16 protein-coding genes are annotated in these 19,113 nt (G+C 52.4%); 6 read left to right on the top strand and 10 right to left on the bottom strand.

Going from position 1 to position 19,113, the window contains the following annotated elements; genetic code table 11:
• Positions 1 to 5: 5 nt before the first annotated feature.
• A complete protein-coding gene (locus tag CA13_RS19130) occupies positions 6 to 398 on the top strand; it encodes a cold shock domain-containing protein (RefSeq protein WP_146399314.1) in 393 nt (130 codons plus the stop codon).
• Here the strand turns inward: CA13_RS19130 and CA13_RS19125 are convergent.
• Complete coding sequence (locus tag CA13_RS19125; protein WP_146399312.1) at positions 395 to 2,038, bottom strand: hypothetical protein; 1,644 nt, start codon at positions 2,036 to 2,038, stop codon at positions 395 to 397. The two genes, CA13_RS19130 and CA13_RS19125, sit on opposite strands and share 4 nt — an antisense overlap.
• A gap of 168 nt (positions 2,039 to 2,206) precedes the next feature.
• Here CA13_RS19125 and CA13_RS19120 point away from each other — a divergent pair, with 168 nt between their 5' ends.
• Positions 2,207 to 2,638, top strand: coding sequence for a thiol-disulfide oxidoreductase DCC family protein (locus CA13_RS19120; RefSeq protein WP_146399310.1), 432 nt, complete (start codon positions 2,207 to 2,209; stop codon positions 2,636 to 2,638).
• A 12-nt stretch (positions 2,639 to 2,650) separates the two neighbouring features.
• On the opposite strand, the gene ccoS is transcribed toward CA13_RS19120, so the two are convergent.
• From ccoS to ccoN, 8 genes are all read right to left on the bottom strand, one after another.
• On the bottom strand, positions 2,651 to 2,818 hold the full coding sequence (gene ccoS / locus CA13_RS19115) for a cbb3-type cytochrome oxidase assembly protein CcoS (protein ID WP_146399308.1): 168 nt from the start codon (positions 2,816 to 2,818) through the stop codon (positions 2,651 to 2,653).
• Entirely contained in the window at positions 2,815 to 5,319 is a 2,505-nt protein-coding gene (locus CA13_RS19110) for a heavy metal translocating P-type ATPase (RefSeq protein ID WP_419194568.1), read from the bottom strand. Before CA13_RS19110 ends, ccoS begins: the two co-directional genes overlap by 4 nt.
• A gap of 20 nt (positions 5,320 to 5,339) precedes the next feature.
• Positions 5,340 to 6,227 (bottom strand): sulfite exporter TauE/SafE family protein, encoded by an 888-nt coding sequence (locus CA13_RS19105; protein ID WP_146399304.1) that lies wholly within the window; start codon positions 6,225 to 6,227, stop codon positions 5,340 to 5,342.
• A gap of 2 nt (positions 6,228 to 6,229) precedes the next feature.
• A complete protein-coding gene (locus CA13_RS19100) occupies positions 6,230 to 6,760 on the bottom strand; it encodes a FixH family protein (RefSeq protein WP_146399302.1) in 531 nt (176 codons plus the stop codon).
• Positions 6,757 to 8,208 (bottom strand): cytochrome c oxidase accessory protein CcoG, encoded by a 1,452-nt coding sequence (gene ccoG / locus CA13_RS19095; RefSeq protein ID WP_146399300.1) that lies wholly within the window; start codon positions 8,206 to 8,208, stop codon positions 6,757 to 6,759. Before ccoG ends, CA13_RS19100 begins: the two co-directional genes overlap by 4 nt.
• Before the next feature lie 114 nt (positions 8,209 to 8,322).
• Positions 8,323 to 9,018 carry a cbb3-type cytochrome c oxidase N-terminal domain-containing protein gene (locus CA13_RS19090; RefSeq protein WP_146399298.1) on the bottom strand — a complete coding sequence of 232 codons (696 nt, stop codon included), beginning with the start codon at positions 9,016 to 9,018 and terminating at the stop codon, positions 8,323 to 8,325.
• Positions 9,008 to 9,190, bottom strand: coding sequence for a hypothetical protein (locus tag CA13_RS19085; protein ID WP_146399296.1), 183 nt, complete (start codon positions 9,188 to 9,190; stop codon positions 9,008 to 9,010). Before CA13_RS19085 ends, CA13_RS19090 begins: the two co-directional genes overlap by 11 nt.
• Before the next feature lie 131 nt (positions 9,191 to 9,321).
• Entirely contained in the window at positions 9,322 to 11,658 is a 2,337-nt protein-coding gene (gene ccoN, locus CA13_RS19080) for a cytochrome-c oxidase, cbb3-type subunit I (RefSeq protein WP_419195126.1), read from the bottom strand.
• A 590-nt stretch (positions 11,659 to 12,248) separates the two neighbouring features.
• Here ccoN and CA13_RS19075 point away from each other — a divergent pair.
• The 3 genes from CA13_RS19075 (at position 12,249) to CA13_RS19065 (ending at position 15,786) form a co-directional block, all read left to right on the top strand.
• Positions 12,249 to 13,319: a hypothetical protein gene (locus tag CA13_RS19075; RefSeq protein WP_419194567.1), complete on the top strand. Its 1,071-nt coding sequence runs from the start codon at positions 12,249 to 12,251 to the stop codon at positions 13,317 to 13,319.
• Positions 13,320 to 13,477: 158 nt separating this feature from the next.
• Positions 13,478 to 14,890 (top strand): tetratricopeptide repeat protein, encoded by a 1,413-nt coding sequence (locus CA13_RS19070; protein WP_146399292.1) that lies wholly within the window; start codon positions 13,478 to 13,480, stop codon positions 14,888 to 14,890.
• A gap of 2 nt (positions 14,891 to 14,892) precedes the next feature.
• Positions 14,893 to 15,786, top strand: coding sequence for an SAM-dependent methyltransferase (locus CA13_RS19065; protein WP_419194566.1), 894 nt, complete (start codon positions 14,893 to 14,895; stop codon positions 15,784 to 15,786).
• 55 nt (positions 15,787 to 15,841) lie between these two features.
• On the opposite strand, the gene CA13_RS19060 is transcribed toward CA13_RS19065, so the two are convergent.
• The gene (locus CA13_RS19060; RefSeq protein ID WP_146399290.1) at positions 15,842 to 16,321 is read right to left on the bottom strand and encodes a hypothetical protein; all 480 of its coding nucleotides are present in this window, start codon (positions 16,319 to 16,321) and stop codon (positions 15,842 to 15,844) included.
• A gap of 741 nt (positions 16,322 to 17,062) precedes the next feature.
• On the opposite strand from CA13_RS19060, the gene CA13_RS19055 reads away from it, so the two are divergent.
• The gene (locus CA13_RS19055; protein WP_146399288.1) at positions 17,063 to 18,625 is read left to right on the top strand and encodes a sigma-70 family RNA polymerase sigma factor; all 1,563 of its coding nucleotides are present in this window, start codon (positions 17,063 to 17,065) and stop codon (positions 18,623 to 18,625) included.
• Positions 18,626 to 19,113 lie beyond the last annotated feature (488 nt).

Here is a 19,113-nt window from a genome sequence, read left to right as displayed (position 1 = left end):
TTCCAATGGGGCGACACGATGACGATGACGATGACGAAAAGAAGATTCCCTATCGAATTCAAAAGCGTCGTTTAGGCACCATTCGTTTTGTGAACCCCGAAGGTGAATTTGGCTTTATCGATGCCGAAGATTATCGCGAAGATGTCTTTTTCCATCGCAGCGTTTGGCAAGGCTGGGATCGCAATTCACAAGAACAAGAAATGCCATTCCAGGAAAACATGTGGGTCGAGTTCGAATTGGACGACGACCAATATGACAAGGATAAGCGACTGCGAGCCAAACTCGTTCGGCTCAGTCGGCGACCTGAGCACAAGAAGCTATCGGGCCGTGATGCTCCGCACTTGGTGATCAAGCACCATCCCAACGCCCGCAAGAAACGGCCTACTTGGCGAGGTTAGTTCTCTCGCAAGCTGTCAAAGTATTGCTGCGCATGTTCTCGCTCGGTTCGCGGAAGCGTTTGATTTTCGGTCGGATCACTCTGCTCATTGAGTGCTGCTTCGATCGATTGTTTCACGTCTTCTTGCGTGATCCCTTTTCGGTTTGGACCGTCTGCAAACCCAGCGATGATTGCTTTTCCCTTTTTCACTTGCCCGCGGACTTGGGTATCGTAAGTATTCGTATCGGTTTCACTTTCGGGGCGATCGCCCTTGCCGGATCCTTTGCCTAGCCCTTCGCCCGGAGGCCCATCGCCAAACCCGTTTCCTTGGCAACTCTTACAACCGCCACCACCACATTTTTCGCAACGCATTTGGCTCTTGGACTGCGAGAGTTCATCGAGTGCCGACTGCAAATCTTCGAGTTCCTCCATCTCTTGTTGCATGTCGCCAAGCTGATCGGCCATTTGTTCAAGTGCATCCGCCGCCTGTGATCCGTTCCCTTGTTGCATCGCTTGGGATGCTTTTCCCATCGCTTCGGCCATCTGCTGCATCCTTTGCATCTGGCCATCTTTTTGGCTCATTTGGTTTAACTTCTGCTGCATCTTCGCAGCGTCTTCGCCACGCCCTTCTCTGCGAGCTTGCTCAATTTTTCGTTCCAATTCCTTCTTGGCTTGCTCATGTTCTTTTACCGCATCTTCGAGCTGCTTTTTCATCTGCTCGACTTGCTTCTTGAGTTGTTCCTTTTCTTGATCAGACAATTTCCCATCGCGAATCTTGTTCGCTAGTTGTTTCACCATATCTTCCGCCTTTCCGAATTCGCCTTTTTCAATTGACTTGGCAACCTTGTCGGCGGGGCCTGATTGAAGTCCTTTCATTTGTGACATTGCTTTTCGCATGCTGTCGGGCGAACCGAGTTGCTCGCGGCGTTCTTCGAGCTCCTTCTTCAGATCATTCAGTGCAATCATCGCCTTTTTGCGATCCATGTTTTCACTTTTGGTGATTTTGTCGAGTTCACTTTCCATCTTTTCGAACATCACCTCCGCTTCCTTCAATCCTTCTGCCTCGGCTTTCCGACGTTGTTGCTGGATCCGTTTCTTCAGCTGCGATGCGACGGTTTTAACTTGATTGACCTCCGCCAAATCGGTCTCCTTCACAATCCCAGCATTCGAATTTTTTGCGGGTTCAACGAGCAACAGCACAATGGCAAGAACAGGAATCATTGCCACAGGCAACCAACCGAGCTTGGCAGGCCTAAGAGAAAATCGTTCGGCGACTTCGAGCTCGGCCGCCTTCGCCTCAGCGTCATTAACGAGCGCTACACCAAAGTCACTCTGGCGAGACTTTGGTTTCAAACTAAGCGAACTACTAAGTCGTTCGCGAAGGCCAAATCGATGGTCAACTTCCGCCGCGACGGATTCGACCGACGGAGCGGTCATGGCTGCAAACAACGCCGCTATGATCACCGCGACGACGACCGAGCCAGTTAACCAACTGTAGGTCCAGCTCTCGAAATTGATCTCCATCGACCGAATTGCCGGAATCGCAATAGCGATAATCGCGACCAGCGAGGCTGCGAATAGAGTCCAACACAGATTGCGGCCGAATTGGGCGAGCATTAAACGGCGACGGGCACTGCGGACGCGAGATTCAACTTGGTTCATGCTTATTTTTCACAGGTTTGGCGTTTTCGATACGCTCGATCAAGGCTTCCCATATTCGATAGTATAGAGCTAGCGAGGGGTTTAGAATGTAGATCACGTTGGTTTTCTCGGTAATTGTCGGTTATCCGAAAGAGCCCTTGCACCTGCGTTCGTTCCGTTTGAGATTCTATGACCTCCGCATCGCACCCATTTCCGGACCCTGATTCGAACCCAGATTCAGATGTCGTCATTTACGACGGCGAGTGCAATTTTTGCCGTTCGCAAGTGCGAAATCTTCAGCGATTGGACCGAATTGGCTCTCGTTTGTCGTACATCTCGCTGCACGATCCACGAGTCGCTGAGCGTTACCCAGATTTGCCTCATGACGATTTGATGAGCCGAATGTATGTGGTGGACACCAGGGGAAACCGGCATGGTGGGGCGGATGCTGTTCGATATTTGTCACGCCGCCTGCCACTGCTCTGGTTGGCTGCACCGGCGATGCACCTCCCCGGCACGGCAGCTCTATGGGGATGGCTCTACAACCAAGTCGCCAAGCGGCGATACAAGTTAGCTGGAAAAAACTGCGAGAACGGATCGTGTAACATTCACCAACGTTGAAAACAGGCGTGGTTACGTCTCTTTTTTCTGCGCATCGACCGGTTTTTCATCCACTAGCAAGCGAACCGATGGCGATTGTAAATCGTCAAACTGGCCTCGGCGGATCGACCAAACGCATGCGATCATGGCTGACGCACCGAGAGCCAAAGCAACAGGAAGTGCGACCATCAAGACACTCATGGTTTGGCCTCCGCATGGAGTGTGACTTGCGTTTCTTGGACTTTGGGCATCGCAAGCGTCATGGTTAAGACCGTTAGCGAACTGATGGGCATAAGGACTGCCGCGATCAACGGGCTAATCACGCCCGTCATCGCTAACAGTGCCGCAATGATATTGTACCCAATGGAGATAACAAAATTCTCGCGAATGCACCGTGACGTTCGCCGAGCGGTTTTGACCAACGTCACGATACCGCCAAGGTGGCTATTTCCGATCAAAATTGGCGCGGCGGCCAAACTGGCGTTCGCGCCGCCCCGCAATGCCACTCCTACATCAGCTGCGGCTAGCGCCGCCGCATCGTTGACGCCGTCGCCGACCATCACCACCGGACCGTGCCCCTTAGCCGCTTGAATGGCAGCAAGTTTTTGCTCCGGCGATTGATCACCCAACGCATGTTCAGCGGCAACCCCCAATTCGCTTGCTACGGATTGGACAATCGAAGGATGGTCGCCTGACAACATCGATACACTCCATCCGCCTCGGCGAAGTTGCCCTATCACATCCCTCGCTTCGCTACGGATCGGATCGCTTACGCCTAACACCGCCGCCACAGCACCGTCCTTCAGAATCACGATCGGCGTTGAACTTAGAGCAAGGATTTCGTCAATCTTCGATTGCTGGGTTTGCGAAGGAGCAACACCGGTTGGTGACAACACTTTCATGCCACCAATCATGTATCGCGATCCGTCAACGGTCCCTTCAACGCCAACGCCCACACGGTTGTTCACGTCCGTCGACGTTCGTGATTCGGCATTTTTTGATTTGGCATACTGAGCGACCGCACGTGCGATCGGGTGAGCGACGTTAGATTCAATCGCCGCGGTCGCCGCCAAAACATCATCATCCCCTAGCCAAGCGGTCATTTGCATACGTCCGGCCGTCAACGTGCCCGTCTTGTCGAAAAAGACAGTCCCTGGTTTTGCAAGTTGCTCCAACGACTCACCAGAACGAACCAAGATCCGGCGTTCTGCTAATCGTCCAACCGCCACGGCAATCGCTAGCGGAGTAGCAAGCGCCAAAGCACATGGACAAGCCACAATCAACAGCGCAACACTATGGTTCAGTGCAACCGATGGATCAATCCGCCACCACACAATCGCCGTCAACGCCGCCAATACCAAGATGACACTTACAAACCAACCACCAATACGGTTAGCCAACTGAACAATCGGCGTTTTGCTTGCCGCGGCAGCAGCGACCGATTGCGAAAGTTCTCCCAACCGAGTCGCTTCACCAATAGCCGTCGCCTTAACTCGAATGTCGGATTCAAGATTATCGGTTCCCGCTTCAACCTGATCCCCAACCGAAACCGAAATAGGACGACTCTCACCGGTCAGCAACGAACGATCGACAAACGAATCCCCCACAGTAATCGTCCCGTCAACCGGAATGCTCTCACCCGGCCCAACTTGAACCGTGTCATCAAGTTCAATTTCGCGAACAGGAACGCGCGTTAATACGCCTCCCTCGTCGACGCGAGTAGCGGCAGCGGGCGTTAGATTCAAAAGTGCCGCGATCGATCGGCCGGCGTGGTGCTGTTGCTGCAATTGAATCCATCGACCAATCAGCAAAAAGAAAACCAAGGTCGCAATTGAATCAAAGTAGATTTCCGATGTTGCGACAAACAACCCGTAAACACTGGCGAGCAATCCGGCCAATAACCCCAAAGCCACGGGCAGATCCATGTGGGGAATCCGCATCCGAAGCGATGCTAGGGCGCCACGAAAGAAAATGCGTCCGGGCACGAGCACCGCTAACGCCCCAAGACCGACACCGACATAGCGCAGCAATTCGCGTTGTGATACGTCGATTCCGGTAAACGCGCCCGCATAAAGAGCCACGGCAATCCACATCGCATTGGCGGCACAAAAACCCGCGATTGCGACATCCACCAACAGACGTCGGCTTTCTTGCTCACTCGCGTTTCGTTCGCTCGAAGTATCAAACGGGCCAACGCGGTAACCAATTTGGTGAAGCAATCGCGCCAGTTCGCTTAACCGCACCACCGAGGGGTCATAAACCAACTGCACCGACCGGGAATGCATCTGAACTTCCGCCGAATACCATCCAATCACGTGATTCGGCGTTTGTTCGATCAACCACGCGCAAGCGGCACAATGCAGTCCACCGATCGAGAGACGTACCTTGGCAAGTTGGACACCATTGGGGCCAACCACCATTTTCACGACCGAAGGGGCAAGTAGTTTCGGATCATCGAGGTCGTCAAACGTACTTTGCTTTTTGTCGGCGAAGGTTTCGGACGGCTCGCAAGCTCGCAACGAGTAAAAATCCTCGAGCCCCCAACCATGAATCAATTGCCATGCGCCGCGGCATCCATTACAGCAAAACGCAGGTTCGGATTCATCACGCGGTCGTGGTGCAGGCAATCCGCAATGGACACATTCGACAGTCTCGCCGGACTTGTTTTCCTGATCCTGTTCATGCGGATCATTTGGGGACATTTTTTTTTTCGACGCGGTATTCATTCCGCAGATTCGACCTCGGCGACGATGTCACCTGCCGTAGAGATTTCGTCCTCCAACTTTTGGACACACAAAGGACATGGGGGCTCCTCCTTGGAAAGCGATTCGCTGTCGACGTCGTCGGCACCTTCAGCGGCACAACATGGCAATGGTTCGTCTGTCAAATCGATCAGCGATGTTGGTGTAATTTCCTCAGCCAATTTCGGAGACACCAATGTCGACACGTCGACTGCGGCTCGACCGGTCACGGTATACAGTCCCGTCACGATCAGTAGCAGACTTGTAGCGATCGGCAGTGCACTGCGTAACTTGGGCGTCAACGATTGGATGCCGACCAACATTGTCGTCAACGCAGGAAGCGTTCCGATCCAAAACGCGAACATCACCACCATCGCCGTGACGACGCTGCCAGTTCCCGCTGCGACCAAAACGAAAAGGTAAAGCCATCCACATGGCAACCATGTGGTAATCAAGCCGCCCAAAAACGCCTTGCCATTGGCACCACGACGCTCGATCAACGGTTTGGCTTTTTGAAGCACTGAAGCCACCGTTGACGGCCCGCTCGATGGCGTCACGAAACCACTCAGCCTCGGATGCAAAAGTGCAAGCCGATAAAGTCCTACCAGAACCAACAAAATTCCTGCAACCTTGGCCGCGGCCGATTGAAAACCGACCATGTCACCACCGAAGGAAACAGCCGCGCCTAGAATACCGGCCGCGACTGCCGCAATCATGTAAGTGGCAAGCCGACCAAGATGGTATGAAGTGATCGTTGCTCGGCTTGCTCCACCACCGGTGACCCACAAAGCGAGCGGACCGCACATGCCAATACAGTGAAGACTGCCAATTAGACTGGCGACAAACACCGCCATCCCGAGAGTGAACACGGCTAGCTCCCTATGCGCACGGATGCGTCAGGCGTTTTTACCATCATGACTTGGGAATTTACAAACCGTTTTCCATTAGCGTCGGTCACATCAAGGTTGGCTTGCCAAAGTCCGTCCTGCGGCAAACAACCTGAAATTCCGAACGTTCCTTGGCTGCTTGGCGGCAACGTAATCTTGTCAATTTGAGATGCGCGCGAATGATGATAAAGCTCGAGCGTTCCCGATGCGATCGAAATGGGTGAACCGTCCCCATCTTTCAATTGCCCTTGAATCCCCGTTTTGTCTCCTTCTTGCATCGCCAGCAGCGTGAACTTCCACCCCAGTTCTCGCGACGCCGCTTCAGCCTCTTTTTGGTTATCCCAATGTAACGCTTTGTCGTAGTAGTCTGGCAGCACAGCGGCGGAGGGGTCGTTGGTTGCCAAAATGATTGCCACCACACCGACGATCACTTGCAGTGTCAGAAGTCCGACAACGAAGCCACCCCAGCGGAGAGCCGCCCTATGGTTCGCGATTCGATTCGATTCACTTTTCATCTTCGTGGTCCAAGGAGTTGCATTTTCAGTATTCGCTCGTTTCCTGCATCATCCGTAACCCGTACTTTCCCATTGGCGTTTCCTGATGGGCCAAATGTTTTCGTTGGGACTTCGACTCGAAACGGAAATCTCGCTTGCTCGTCGATGTCCAACTTCGGCTTTTCCGTGTCAACGTAATAAAGCGACGCCGATTCAGGCTCAATTATTTCGAATGTGTATTCGCGTGCTTCATTCGTGCGATTTACCAATCGCATTAGAAAACGGTTGCTAATGGTATTTTGGTCTTGGATCGTAAACGGACTTCCTTTGTCGCGAAGTGGACGAGCGTCAAATCCTGACATGTTCCACACAACAAGAAACAAAGCGATCCCAACCACTGCCAAGATTGCGGGATAGGCGATGGTCCGCAAACGTAGCAACTTTGGCGGATTCCCCGCCAAAGCGTCTTGAGAACTATAGCGAATCAAACCGGCTGGCTTGTTCACCTTGCTCATCACCGAATCACATGCATCGATGCACTGGGTGCAATTAATGCATTCCAGCTGCAATCCATCGCGGATATCGATCCCTGTCGGACAAACGACGACACATTGGTTACATGCAACGCAATCGCCCGCATCATCATTCTCGGTTCGTCGTCCCTTCTTCCTTGGTTCGCCCCGACCTGGATCGTAGGCCACAATCAAGCTTTGCCGGTCTAGCATCACCGACTGAAACCGGCCGTAGGGACATGCGATTAAACAAGTTTGTTCACGGAAATAGAGGAAATCGAACATCATCAGTCCCGTCATACCGAACATCACCAAGAAGGCAACCGGATGTTGGAACGGTGAACTTTGCATCCATTGGAATAACCGATCGGTGCCGACGAAGTAGGCGATGAAAGTATTGGCAAGCAAAGCGCAAAGCACCAAATAGACGCCCCATCGAGCAAATCGTCGCCAACCTTCGATTTTCTCTTTAGGCTTGCCACCTTTGCCTTTGGTTCCTTCGAACAATCGGTCGATCGGGCGGAACACATATTCCATGTAAACCGTTTGCGGACATGCCCAACCACACCACACGCGTCCGGTCAGCGCGGTAGCGAGCACAATCGACAATAACCCAAACAGCATCGCAAGCGCAAGCGGCAACGTGTCCGTCGCCAAAAACGTATAACCGAGTAAAGTAAAATGGCGCGCCGGGATATCGAGTAACACAGGCGGCAGGCCGCCAATCCGAATATGAGGCAAGACCACAAAAAAAACGAGCAATGCGTACGCGAACGCTCGCCGTCGTTTCCACCAAAAACCCTTTGCCAAACGAGGCCGAAGCCAACGGCGCGAACCATCTTTTTCAAGGGTGCTAAGGACATGCTCGGGAGCTTCGAGCATGGCAGAATGTTCAATATTTTCGCCCGCGTTTTCGCCAGCAATTGGCAAGTCACTTTGGGGCGGAGACGTACTCATGGGAATCGCTTCCTAGCCTAGGAGCGTGATGGATATTGTAGCCCGGTGGTCTTTCACCGAGAGTATCTCGCGCAGAGCGGACGACCACCCTGCTAGGACAGTAATGACCGCATATTAGGTCGTACCGTCACCCGATTCCTCGGATTCGGCATCATCACCTTCGGGAGTCTCGTCCTCCTCGACGGGTGCAGCAGGCCACGGCGCAATTTTGCGACCCTCAGGCTGCTTCGCTGTACCAGGCGTCGTGCCTCTTAGACTCGCTGCATAACTGGCTGCTAACACAAGTTCGTTGGTCGACAAACGGTTCTTCCAGGCCGGCATGGCACCGCCACCGGCTCCATTCTGAAGAACGGTCAGAATATCGCCAATGTCTTTGACATTCTTGTATTCCTCGTCCGTCAAATTCGGGCCGACAATCCCACCGCCATCCGCACCGTGACAGGACACGCAGTTGGTCTTAAAAACAGTCTGGCCGACTCGTAACCAGGACGGTTCATAAAGGAATTTCACGACCGTCTCGCGATCTTCCTTCAGCTCGCCAATTTCTTCGAATTGCAATCGAATGTTGGCAGCCATCGCGTTGTCATAACGATCGTGGACCGTCCGTCCTTCGGCACCACCGTGGTAGAACGCCCAATACGGCAATGCGAATGCGATCGACCCGATGAACATCCACTTCCACCATCCAGGAAGCGGATTATCGAACTCTTGGATGCCATCGTAGGCGTGGCCCGTCAACGGATCATCAGGAACGTGACCAACTACTTCTTTGTCAGTTTGTGGAGCATTCGTTTCGGCATTACTCTTCATTACGGGGTGTCTCCACAGCATCGGAAAGTGGGATTGCGGCAAATCGATCCGTCGCGTTGCGTGACAATCGAGTGGTTGCAAGGAACATTAAACCGAAAGCGAAACAGAACAAGATCAAGGCAAGTTCAGCACAATCGCTGTAGTCTATCCCACGGATTACGTCAGTTAACATGAAGGCTCGCTTCTTTGTTTCATCTTTGCGGAAGTCCCAGGGACCTCCATGTTTTTATCGTAGCGGAAGTCTTAGAGACATCCGATTGAAGTACCAAAGTCTCCGCGACTTCGGCTACGTTGTTTCTCAAACTAGCGGCTAGCGATTTCGGCTTCGAGCTCTGCCGCAGGCGTTTCCTCGGCAGGCGTTTCTTCTGCCACAGGGGCGGCGACCGGCTCAGGCGTGGCAAAAATGTCGATTCCCACTCGCTGTAAAAACGCAATCAACGCCACCGCCTGCGAGTTGAGCGTCATCACATCACTTCGCGACACGGGACCGCCTTGTGAAACAATGTCCGCAGCGATCTCTTCCGCTTGCTTTCGCGCCAGCGCCGGAGCTTCATCGAGTTCAAAGTCATAAGGTGCTCCAAGGGAACGAGCAGCCCAAACACGATCCTTAACACGCTCGAAATTGATTTCCGTTTCCAATAAATGGATGTAACTTGGCATCACACTGCCTGGCGAAACTTGTTCAGGATTCTCAAAGTGCAACCAATGCCAAAGACTACTTTGTTTGCCACCTTCACGGGCCAAGTCGGGACCAATTCGGCGGCTTCCCCATTGGAACGGATGATCGTAGATCGATTCGCCTGGCTTACTGTATTCGCCATATCGTTTGGTCTCGGCGACGAACGGCCGAATCATCTGCGAATGGCAGTTGTAGCAACCTTCGGCAACGAAAATATCACGTCCGGCGAGCTCGAGCGGTGTATATGGTTTCACCGTTGTGATGGTAGGAACATTGCTGCGGATCAAAAACGTCGGAATGATCTCAAACAAACTGGCGATAACCACCGCCAACGTGGCCAGAATCGTGAAACGAATGGGCAATCGCTCCCAACGTCGGTGCCAACCCATTCGCGACCAAACGTCCAATTTCCGAGCCGCATCGAGCACAGGCACCGAATCAAGATCGCTGCTCGAATCGATCGCCTCTTCTTCGTATTGGGCCGCCAATCGAGGCGACGAATAAACGGGCACTTCGTAAACCGCAGGACGTGTCAACCAAGTCATGAACCAGTTCACAGCCATCAGTAAAATCCCGCTGACAAACAAACCTCCACCGAGGACTCGCAACCACCACAGTGGGACGATTTTTTGAATCGTTTCAATGAAGTCCGGATAGACAAGGTTGCCCGTATCGTCCATCGCGCGCCACATCAAACCTTGCATAAGACCCGCGGCATAAATGGGGACGATATAGAGAAGAATGCCGATCGTTGCGATCCAGAAGTGCGCCGACGCGGCCTTGGTGCTCCAGAGTTTCGTTTGGAACAATCGCGGCATTAACCAGTAAAGCATCCCGAAGGACATCATCCCGTTCCACCCCAGTGCACCGGAGTGAACGTGAGCGATTGTCCAGTCAGTATAGTGGGTCAATCCGTTAACGCTTTTCACACTTAATACAGGGCCTTCAAACGTCGACATGCCGTAGAAGGTGACACCAACGACAAAGAATTTCAGAACCGGGTCGGTTGCTACTTTTTGCCAAGCGCCTCGCAGGGTCAGAAGTCCGTTGATCATCCCGCCCCAAGATGGCATCCAAAGCATCACGCTAAAAAGCATCCCGAGCGTCGACGCCCATTCGGGCAATGCCGTGTAATGCAAATGGTGAGGCCCCGCCCAGATGTAAATGAATACCAGAGACCAAAAGTGCAAAATCGAAAGTTTGTAACTAAAGACCGGACGATTGGCCGCCTTGGGCAGGAAATAATACATCAATCCAAGAAAGGGTGTCGTTAAGAAAAACGCCACCGCATTGTGGCCGTACCACCACTGCATAAATGCGTCTTGAACCCCTGCATAAACGGGATAGCTTTTTGCAAGGTTGATCGGAATAACCAAATTGTTGAATACATGCAGTACTGTCACAGTGACGATCGTCGCGATGTAAAACCACAACGCAACATACATGTGACGTTCGCGCCGGTTGATCAAGGTCATCAAGAAATTGCCACCAAAGAACCCAAGCCACACAACAGCGATTGCCAAGTCGATCGGCCATTCCAATTCGGCGTATTCTTTACTTTGGGTAATACCGAGCGGCAACGTAATCGCTGCAGCGACAATGATCGCCTGCCAACCCCAAAAATGCAGTCGGCTGAGCGTGTCGCTCCACATCCGGCATTTGCACAACCGCTGAGTGCTGTAGTAAACGGCCGCGAAAATGGCGTTCCCGGCAAAGGCAAAAATTGCGGCGTTGGTATGTAAAGGGCGAAGGCGTCCAAAACTGAGCCATTCCAAACCGCCCAACGCCTTCGGCATGACCAAAAGGACCGCGACAATCAACCCAGCAAGTGTCCCAACAGCAGCCCAAACAAGCGTGGCGGTGGCAAATTTGCGGACGATATCGTCGTCATAGGAATAGGTCTCGAGTTGTTCCTGTTGACGGGCCAGTTCAGAGCCAGAGGGCTCGTTGGATGGTGACAAATCGGAGGGGGTCTCGATTGACAACTTTTTCTTCCTTATTGGTCACAAATGAAAAGGTGTGAGCTAAGACCTGTAAGCTTATTGAATTTTTCAAGCCACGGGATCGAATGCACGCGCTAAAACCATCAGCAAAGACGAGTTCTTGATAAAAATGGGCGATTGCGACACTTTTTCCAATGCGGCGATATGTCGCATGCGGCAAAGTGGCCCCAATTAAATGGGGAATTTACGAAAAAACCCGCGAAACGCATAGCGGGTTTCGCCGCTAATCGGAGGTTCGATGCCGTAGAAGTGCGATCGCATATTCCACAAAACGGCACAACTTAGTGCGGATACGCCCACTGCGGGCAGTAAATGTCGACGTTTCCCTCTGACTGATTCCACTGGAAAGCGTTTCTTTGAGGAAAGCACCGACCGATATTGAGAACTTGTATTGATTTTGATCATTGTCGCATGAGCTCGGAAAGATACGAACGACTCAAGTGCCTGTTGACGATACCCCTCCTTCAACAGGCGACTTGGCGGTTGAAGCAGGAACTTTGACCTTCCGAAAAGCCACGACAACAAGATGGTTCAGGAAGGACAGAAGAATGAGACGGTTGGCTGTGGGATTCGTGGGGCTGATGGCTGCCTCGCTAATTTCTCCGAGTGCACAGGCACTCGATTGGTTTGGCTCACTTGGTTGTGACTCCGGATGTGACGCGTGTTGCGACGTTGCATGTTGCGATTCGGACATGGGCTGCTGTGACAGCAGTTGCGATTGTGGCTGTGATTCATGTGGACTCGGATGTGGCGCAACAAGTTGCCTCGACGATTTGTCGCCCTTGAATTGGGTCAAGCCAAGCGACCGCTGCTTCGACGACTTCATTAGCCCAATGATTGACTTTGTTCATTTCGAAGATCCACGAAACCTCACCGAACTTCGGCCGATTTTTGTTACGCACCAATTCCCAAACACGCTTGGGCCAGCGAACATTCCTGCGGGAGGCAGCATTCAACTTTTCGCACTTCAATTCCGCCTCGCTCTGACCGATCGCTTGAGCTTGATCGCTGTCAAAGACGGCTACATCATTGACAACACCGAAGGTGCCCTCGATGGGTTGATTGCATCGGGTTGGGCCGATGTGACCGCTGGTTTGAAATACAACTTGGTCCGCAACGTACAAACGGGCACATTGCTGTCCGGTGGTTTCACTTATGAAATTCCACTTGGATCCGAACAAACGGGCCAAGCGGTCGGCGACGGACAGTTCCATTTCTTTGCCACCGGTGGCCAGCGTTTGCTTGATGGCAACGCTCACGTCCTCAGTTCGGTAGGATTGCAACTACCCGTCGATCAAGATGTCCAAAGCACCACGGTTCACTGGAACAATCACTTGGATGTGAAGGTGACTGACAGCGTTTACCTGCTTACCGAAAACTCGTGGTGGCACTGGGTTGACGATGCGGGAGTTGGAGCACCACTGGGCGTGTCGGGCCAAGACCTTCTTAACCTCGGTGTAACCAATGTGGAAGGTAATGACTTAGTTACGCAGAATGTTGGCATGAAATACAAGCCGCGCCGCAACTTTGAAGCGGGCGTTGCTTACGAGTTTCCTTTGACCGACTTCAAGGATGTCATCGAAGATCGTGTGATGGTCGACATGATCTTCCGATACTAATCCGCCAACCGAGACAGTGGGTTTCGAGTAGAACAAGTCTTCACGACCAGCCATCGACAGTCGGACTGTCGATGGCTGGTTTCGTTATATTATCGGGGACGCATTCGGACCGATAAAATAAAGGTCAAACTGACAAACCCAGGAAAAAGCGATCTCTTATGCCAACTGTCGAAGAAGTGCTCGCCCACGGGTGGCAACTCCATCAATCAGGCAACATCGAGGCCGCTGTGGACCTGTATCGCCGCGTGCTTGCGCATGCACCGCGAAACGCGAACGCCTTGGTATACCTTGGTATCGCTCAGTTTGACCAACGTGATTTTGATGCATCCGCATCGCTTTATCGCAAAGCGTTGTCGATCCAATCTCGCTTTCCTATTGCCTGGAACAATCTGGGCAATTCACTACGAATGCTCGGGCGAGTCGACGAAGCAGAAGCAGCCTTTGCGACCGCACTGGAACAACAACCTGGCTATTTATCCGCACTGCTGAATCGCGGCACTCTGTGGATTTGGAACGGCGATATCAAACAAGGGTTGAAGTGGTATAGCGAAGGATTGAAAATCGATCCCAACCACGCCGAACTGCATCGAAATCTCGGAGTCATCCACCTGCTGCTTGGCAATTACGAGCTGGGGTGGAACGAATACCGATGGCGTTGGCAGATGCCGGGAACCTATCGACCACGCGTGTCAGCGCCGATATGGCAGGGAGAATCGGTCGACGGCAAATCGATCTTGCTCTATCCCGAACAAGGTCGTGGTGACGCAATCCAATTTATCCGCGTCGCTTCGGTACTTAAGCGTGCAGGCGCGACTGTCTATGTGCAAGTCGATAGCGAAATGATGCCACTCTTTTCATTGATGACGGGAATCGACATGCTACTGCCGACCGGCTCCGTCGTTCCGCCAATTGATTATCACGCATCGTTTATTGATGTGGTCGATCACTGGTATGGCCGTACGGGCGAGTTGCCGTACGCAGGCGATCTGTTTTCGGACCAAGAAGGCTACTTGAACGCCAATCCAAACTTAGTGACTCATTGGCGTGGTTGGCTCCACAGGCAAATACCAAGCGGGCAAATACCAAGCGGGCGTCGTGTCGGGATCAATTGGCAAGGCAACCCGGAACACCATGCCGATGTCTACCGTAGCATCCGGCTCGAGAGCCTCGCACCGCTCGGCGCGATCGAAGATGTAAGTTTAGTCAGTCTGCAGTTTGGCGTCGGTACCGAACAAATCGATTCATGCTCGTTGGCCGATTCGATCATCACGCTACCAAACGGAATCGATACCGATGCATTCACAGACACCGCCGCGATCTTGAAATCGCTCGACGTTGTCGTGACCAGCGACACGGCGATAGCGCATTTGGCCGGTGCACTTGGCATCAACGTATTGGTGATGCTGGGGAAAGTGCCCGATTGGCGATGGTTAACCGAAGGCGACCAAACGGCTTGGTACCCGACAATGAGGTTGGTTCGCCAAACGGAATTGGGCAATTGGGCCGAAGTGGTCCGACAAGTCCAAAGGCGACTACGCGAGGAGCCTTTCGCGGAACAGTCCAGACATTAAGATTGTTACCTGATCGCGTCTGGTCGGATGACTTCTCGTCGGATGACTTCGATTCTCGGATCACGATACCAATTCTCATTAGCCTTTCTTTTCATCGCCCGGAGCCATCCGTGATCGAAACGATCAACGAATCTATTTATGACCATCCCAAGTACTACGACCTCGTCTTTGGTGCCGATTGCGCTGCGGAGGTGAAATTCATCGAGGGCTGCGGCGAACAATGGATGAACCGCAAACCCAAACGCCTCCTTGAGCCCGCGTGTGGAACGGGGCGACTTCTGTATTTGCTTGCAAAGAAGGGCTATGAAGTCGACGGGTTGGACTTGAATCCCAAAGCGGTGGCATTTTGCAACGATCGTTTTCGGCGACATGGACTACGTGAATCGGCTTTTGTCGCGGACATGTCCGACTTTACAATGTCGCGTAAATGCGATTTGGCGTTCAATACGATCAACAGCTTTCGGCATCTTTGCAGCGAACGGGCAGCTCGCGACCATCTGCAGTGCTTGGGTAAGGTAATTCGACCAGGTGGACTTTACTTGCTTGGCGTTCATTTAACACCAACGGCAGTCAATCCAAGCGAGTCGGAATCATGGTCAGCTCGTCGCGGCCATCTTTCAATCAACACGCATATGTGGACGGTCGACCGCAATACGAGAACCCGGATCGAGCGATTTGGGATTCGGTTTGATGTACATCGCCCAACGGGAAGCTTCCGAATTGAGGATGAGCTGGTCCTTCGCAGCTATAAAGCCAAACAAATGGACCGATTGATCGCCTCATCGGAGTGTTGGGAAACGATCGCAACCTATGATTTCGGGTACGACCTAACCGACCCGATCGACGTCGATTCGACGACTGAAGATGTCATCTACGTTTTGAAGCGGAAAAAGTAAGTAGTCGCATCGCCCCTCTTCTTGTGGGGGGGATGTCTACTCGCCCAAGTGTCTTCTAGGTGCTTGGCGTTGGCGATCGCCACGATCGAGCGACAAAAATCGTTCCTAACACCGCCAACAATAAGATGGTGGAGGCGACCATGGCGATGCGTCCCCAATGGTCCTTTTCGTCCTGCGTGACTTGGTAGCTATACGGCTGAATTAGCTCCAATTCGTTCTTTTCCATGTCTTCGTATTCGCGGATCAGCTCCGCAGAGGAGAGCATCGGATAGTTCTCGCGAAGCTCCGAGAGGTGGGATTCGGTCGAGTGCTCCACTTTGACCAAAGCCCAGCGAAGACCGGTGTATCCGGCTGTCAGAAGAGCTGCGGTGGCGATCAGCCCCAAAACGACCAACCCCAACCGTGGGGCAAGCCCCGTTTCATTTCGCGAAGCAAGCTCCTCGCCCGAGGCCGGTGCATCATCCACGAGCGCCAACTGGCGAAGATCCCCGAGCTTTGGAACTTGAACGGACTGGTGGCACGATGAACACCTCACCTGGTCACCTGCTTGGGAGGGAGAGACCTCAATGATCGCGTCACAGTGGGTGCATGGGAGTGAATACATAGGACTTAAATGATTAAGATTTGAAGAGGAACCGGGTGGACCGCAGATGTTAGGTGACTAGAATCTATGTGTGCAAACGGCGCCACCGCCAAACCAAATGCTGCTCCCGCCAGTTTGGCTGAGAAGCGTGGATGATAACGAAAGTTTCCTGTGGAAATTGCAATGTTGTTTTCCTTCTTTCTCAGTCCCGAGCCGGACATCCTTGCCTGATGAACCGCGGCACCCACAGCGAACTGTTTTGTTCGACAATTGTGAACCGAATGATTCGAGCTTCACAACCAAGAGTGGCCATTTGCCCAATTCTGCCACGACGGCAAGTCAGAGCACGTTGGTGATCAAACGCCCAAAGGCCATACCAAAGGCTTTGAATCGTTCGGACCGGGGGAAACTCTTGATTACGGCATCACCAGTGTGTTGGTTCACAGTGGCGCTTTCTCGGAATCAGATTATTCGGCGAGACCGTTGTGCCTTCACTAAGGCGTGATCTTTCACCAACAAAAATAATCCGCTTACCCAGAAACTCTTTCCAATTAAACTACGGAAAGCGAAAAGGGTTTAGCGTGGTGTAGAGTTAGTAAGCACACATGATGTAATCACTGCCTGATTTTGTCTGCCGTTTGAACTGCAATTTTTATTTAAGTCACTCATACCGTATCTGCCAGGAGTTTCACTTTGTTCGACACACTATTGGACGAATTTGACGATGTCTCCGTCCAAAGCACCGAAGCCGTCACGGGTGGTTTTCGCAAACTGCCAGTGGAGGATAATGACGACAACGATGCTGCTGTCGCAATGGCCTCGGCTGCCGATGGCGAAGTCCAACTTGATAGCCCCGATGAACTGCTCGCTGGCGACGAAACCGAAACGTGGTCCGACGATCCGGTACGCATGTACCTAACGCAAATGGGTGAAATCCCCTTGCTGACGCGGAAACAAGAAATTGAACTCGCCAAACGCATTGAAGAAACACGTCGTCGTTTCCGCACCAAGCTACTCGAAAACCACTACGTCCTCGTCGAAGCCTATAAGACGCTGAAAAAAGTTTATCGTGGGCAACTGCCATTCGACCGAACGGTACAAGTTTCGGTAACCGATTGCCTTGAAAAAGAACAAATCGTCGGTCGCTTGCCGCATAACTTACGTACGCTGCAAACACTGCTTCGGCGTAATCGTCACGATTGGAAAGTTGCGCTTAGCAAGAGCGCTTCCCAACGTCGTCGAGCCGAAGCATGGCGAGCCCTTGCCCGTCGTCGTCGCCGCGCCGTCCGTTTAATCGAAGAATTGGGCTTGCGAACCCAGCGGATTGAAACGCGGATCGAATTGCTTGAAAAGTTTTCGCAGCGGTTGACCGAAATCGAGATGCTCGTCGAAGACCAAAAGCGAACCAAACATGGTCGCGAAGTCCGCGAACGCTTGCTCCACGAACGTCGCCAAATTTTGACCGCGTGCCAGGAAACGCCGACCTCGCTTCACAATCGCGTGATGATGCTCAAGAAGGTGTACTCCGAGTATCAACAAGCGAAACGTGAATTAAGCGAAGGAAACTTGCGTTTGGTCGTTTCGATCGCCAAAAAATATCGTAATCGTGGTTTGTCGTTCTTGGACTTGATCCAAGAAGGTAACGCCGGCCTGATGCGAGCCGTTGATAAGTTCGAATATCGCCGTGGCTTTAAGTTCTGTACTTACGCGACCTGGTGGATTCGCCAAGCGATCACGCGAGCGGTTGCGGACCAAAGTCGAACGATTCGGATTCCGGTTCACATGGTCGAAACAATGAGCCGCGTTCGAAACGTCGCTCGTCAATTGCTGCAAGAATTGGGGCGTGAACCGTCGATCGAAGAAACCGCTCGCCGAGCCGATGTGACGGTCGAAGAAGCACGCCGCGTGTTGACGATGAGCCGGTTCCCGATCTCGCTCGACCGACCGGTCGGTAACAGCGAAGACAGCCAATTCGGCGACTTGCTGCCAGACGGTGCAGCCGAAAGCCCACAAATTGGGGCGACTCAAGAAATGCTTCGTGACCGCATCACCAACGTGTTGAAGTCATTATCGTATCGAGAACGAGAAATTATCAAGCTTCGCTACGGACTTGGTGACGGCTACAGTTACACGCTCGAAGAAGTAGGCCACATCTTTAAAGTGACCCGCGAGCGAATTCGCCAGATCGAAGCCAAAGCAGTTCGCAAGCTGCAGCAACCAAGTCGCAGCCAAGACCTAGTCGGCTTCCTCGATTAAGCATCGCAACGTTGACCGCATCAAATACGAATGGCGGTGTGCTTGTCAAAAGCACACCGCCATTTTTCGTTTTACAGTGGACCGGAAAAACAGCGGCAATGGCGATCGCTTTGACATGGTGATCGCTTTGACATGGCGATCGCTTTGACAAAGAGTAACGCTCGTTCATTTTCATCGTTGACGTGAAATCTTCGTAGGCCAATAGAATCCTCGTAGGCCAATAGAATCCTCGTAGGCCAAAACCTGTCCAGTTGCCGCATTGCAGGACTGGTTCGGGCAAACTTCAAACTTAGACATGCTCTTAACGCTCTCTACAAGAGTCAAAGAAAGGTTGGGGAAAGTGAGGAAGATCATTGCAAATCCCACGACGACCTTTGCCGTGAAGTGACTCGCTTGAAATCGTGCATACGGAATCTTCGCCGCTCACAAAATTCCCCTATAGCCAAACCAAATAATCCCTAGAACAGATATAACCCCTCGTTCCCTAG

It is taken from the genome of Novipirellula herctigrandis, assembly GCA_007859835.1.
GTDB lineage: Bacteria > Planctomycetota > Planctomycetia > Pirellulales > Pirellulaceae > Novipirellula_A > Novipirellula_A herctigrandis.
Note: the sequence above shows the minus strand (reverse complement) of the source record. Positions and strands in the feature narration are given on the sequence as shown.

What these genes read in the sequence shown, in the direction of transcription:
- CA13_RS19130 (WP_146399314.1), top strand. Translation starts at nt 6, where the DNA reads ATGGGGCGACACGATGACGATGACGATGACGAAAAGAAGATTCCCTAT.
- CA13_RS19125 (WP_146399312.1), bottom strand. Translation starts at nt 2,038, where the DNA reads ATGAACCAAGTTGAATCTCGCGTCCGCAGTGCCCGTCGCCGTTTAATG.
- CA13_RS19120 (WP_146399310.1), top strand. Translation starts at nt 2,207, where the DNA reads ATGACCTCCGCATCGCACCCATTTCCGGACCCTGATTCGAACCCAGAT.
- ccoS (WP_146399308.1), bottom strand. Translation starts at nt 2,818, where the DNA reads ATGAGTGTCTTGATGGTCGCACTTCCTGTTGCTTTGGCTCTCGGTGCG.
- CA13_RS19110 (WP_419194568.1), bottom strand. Translation starts at nt 5,319, where the DNA reads ATGTCCCCAAATGATCCGCATGAACAGGATCAGGAAAACAAGTCCGGC.
- CA13_RS19100 (WP_146399302.1), bottom strand. Translation starts at nt 6,760, where the DNA reads ATGAAAAGTGAATCGAATCGAATCGCGAACCATAGGGCGGCTCTCCGC.
- ccoG (WP_146399300.1), bottom strand. Translation starts at nt 8,208, where the DNA reads ATGAGTACGTCTCCGCCCCAAAGTGACTTGCCAATTGCTGGCGAAAAC.
- CA13_RS19090 (WP_146399298.1), bottom strand. Translation starts at nt 9,018, where the DNA reads ATGAAGAGTAATGCCGAAACGAATGCTCCACAAACTGACAAAGAAGTA.
- CA13_RS19085 (WP_146399296.1), bottom strand. Translation starts at nt 9,190, where the DNA reads ATGTTAACTGACGTAATCCGTGGGATAGACTACAGCGATTGTGCTGAA.
- CA13_RS19075 (WP_419194567.1), top strand. Translation starts at nt 12,249, where the DNA reads ATGAGACGGTTGGCTGTGGGATTCGTGGGGCTGATGGCTGCCTCGCTA.
- CA13_RS19070 (WP_146399292.1), top strand. Translation starts at nt 13,478, where the DNA reads ATGCCAACTGTCGAAGAAGTGCTCGCCCACGGGTGGCAACTCCATCAA.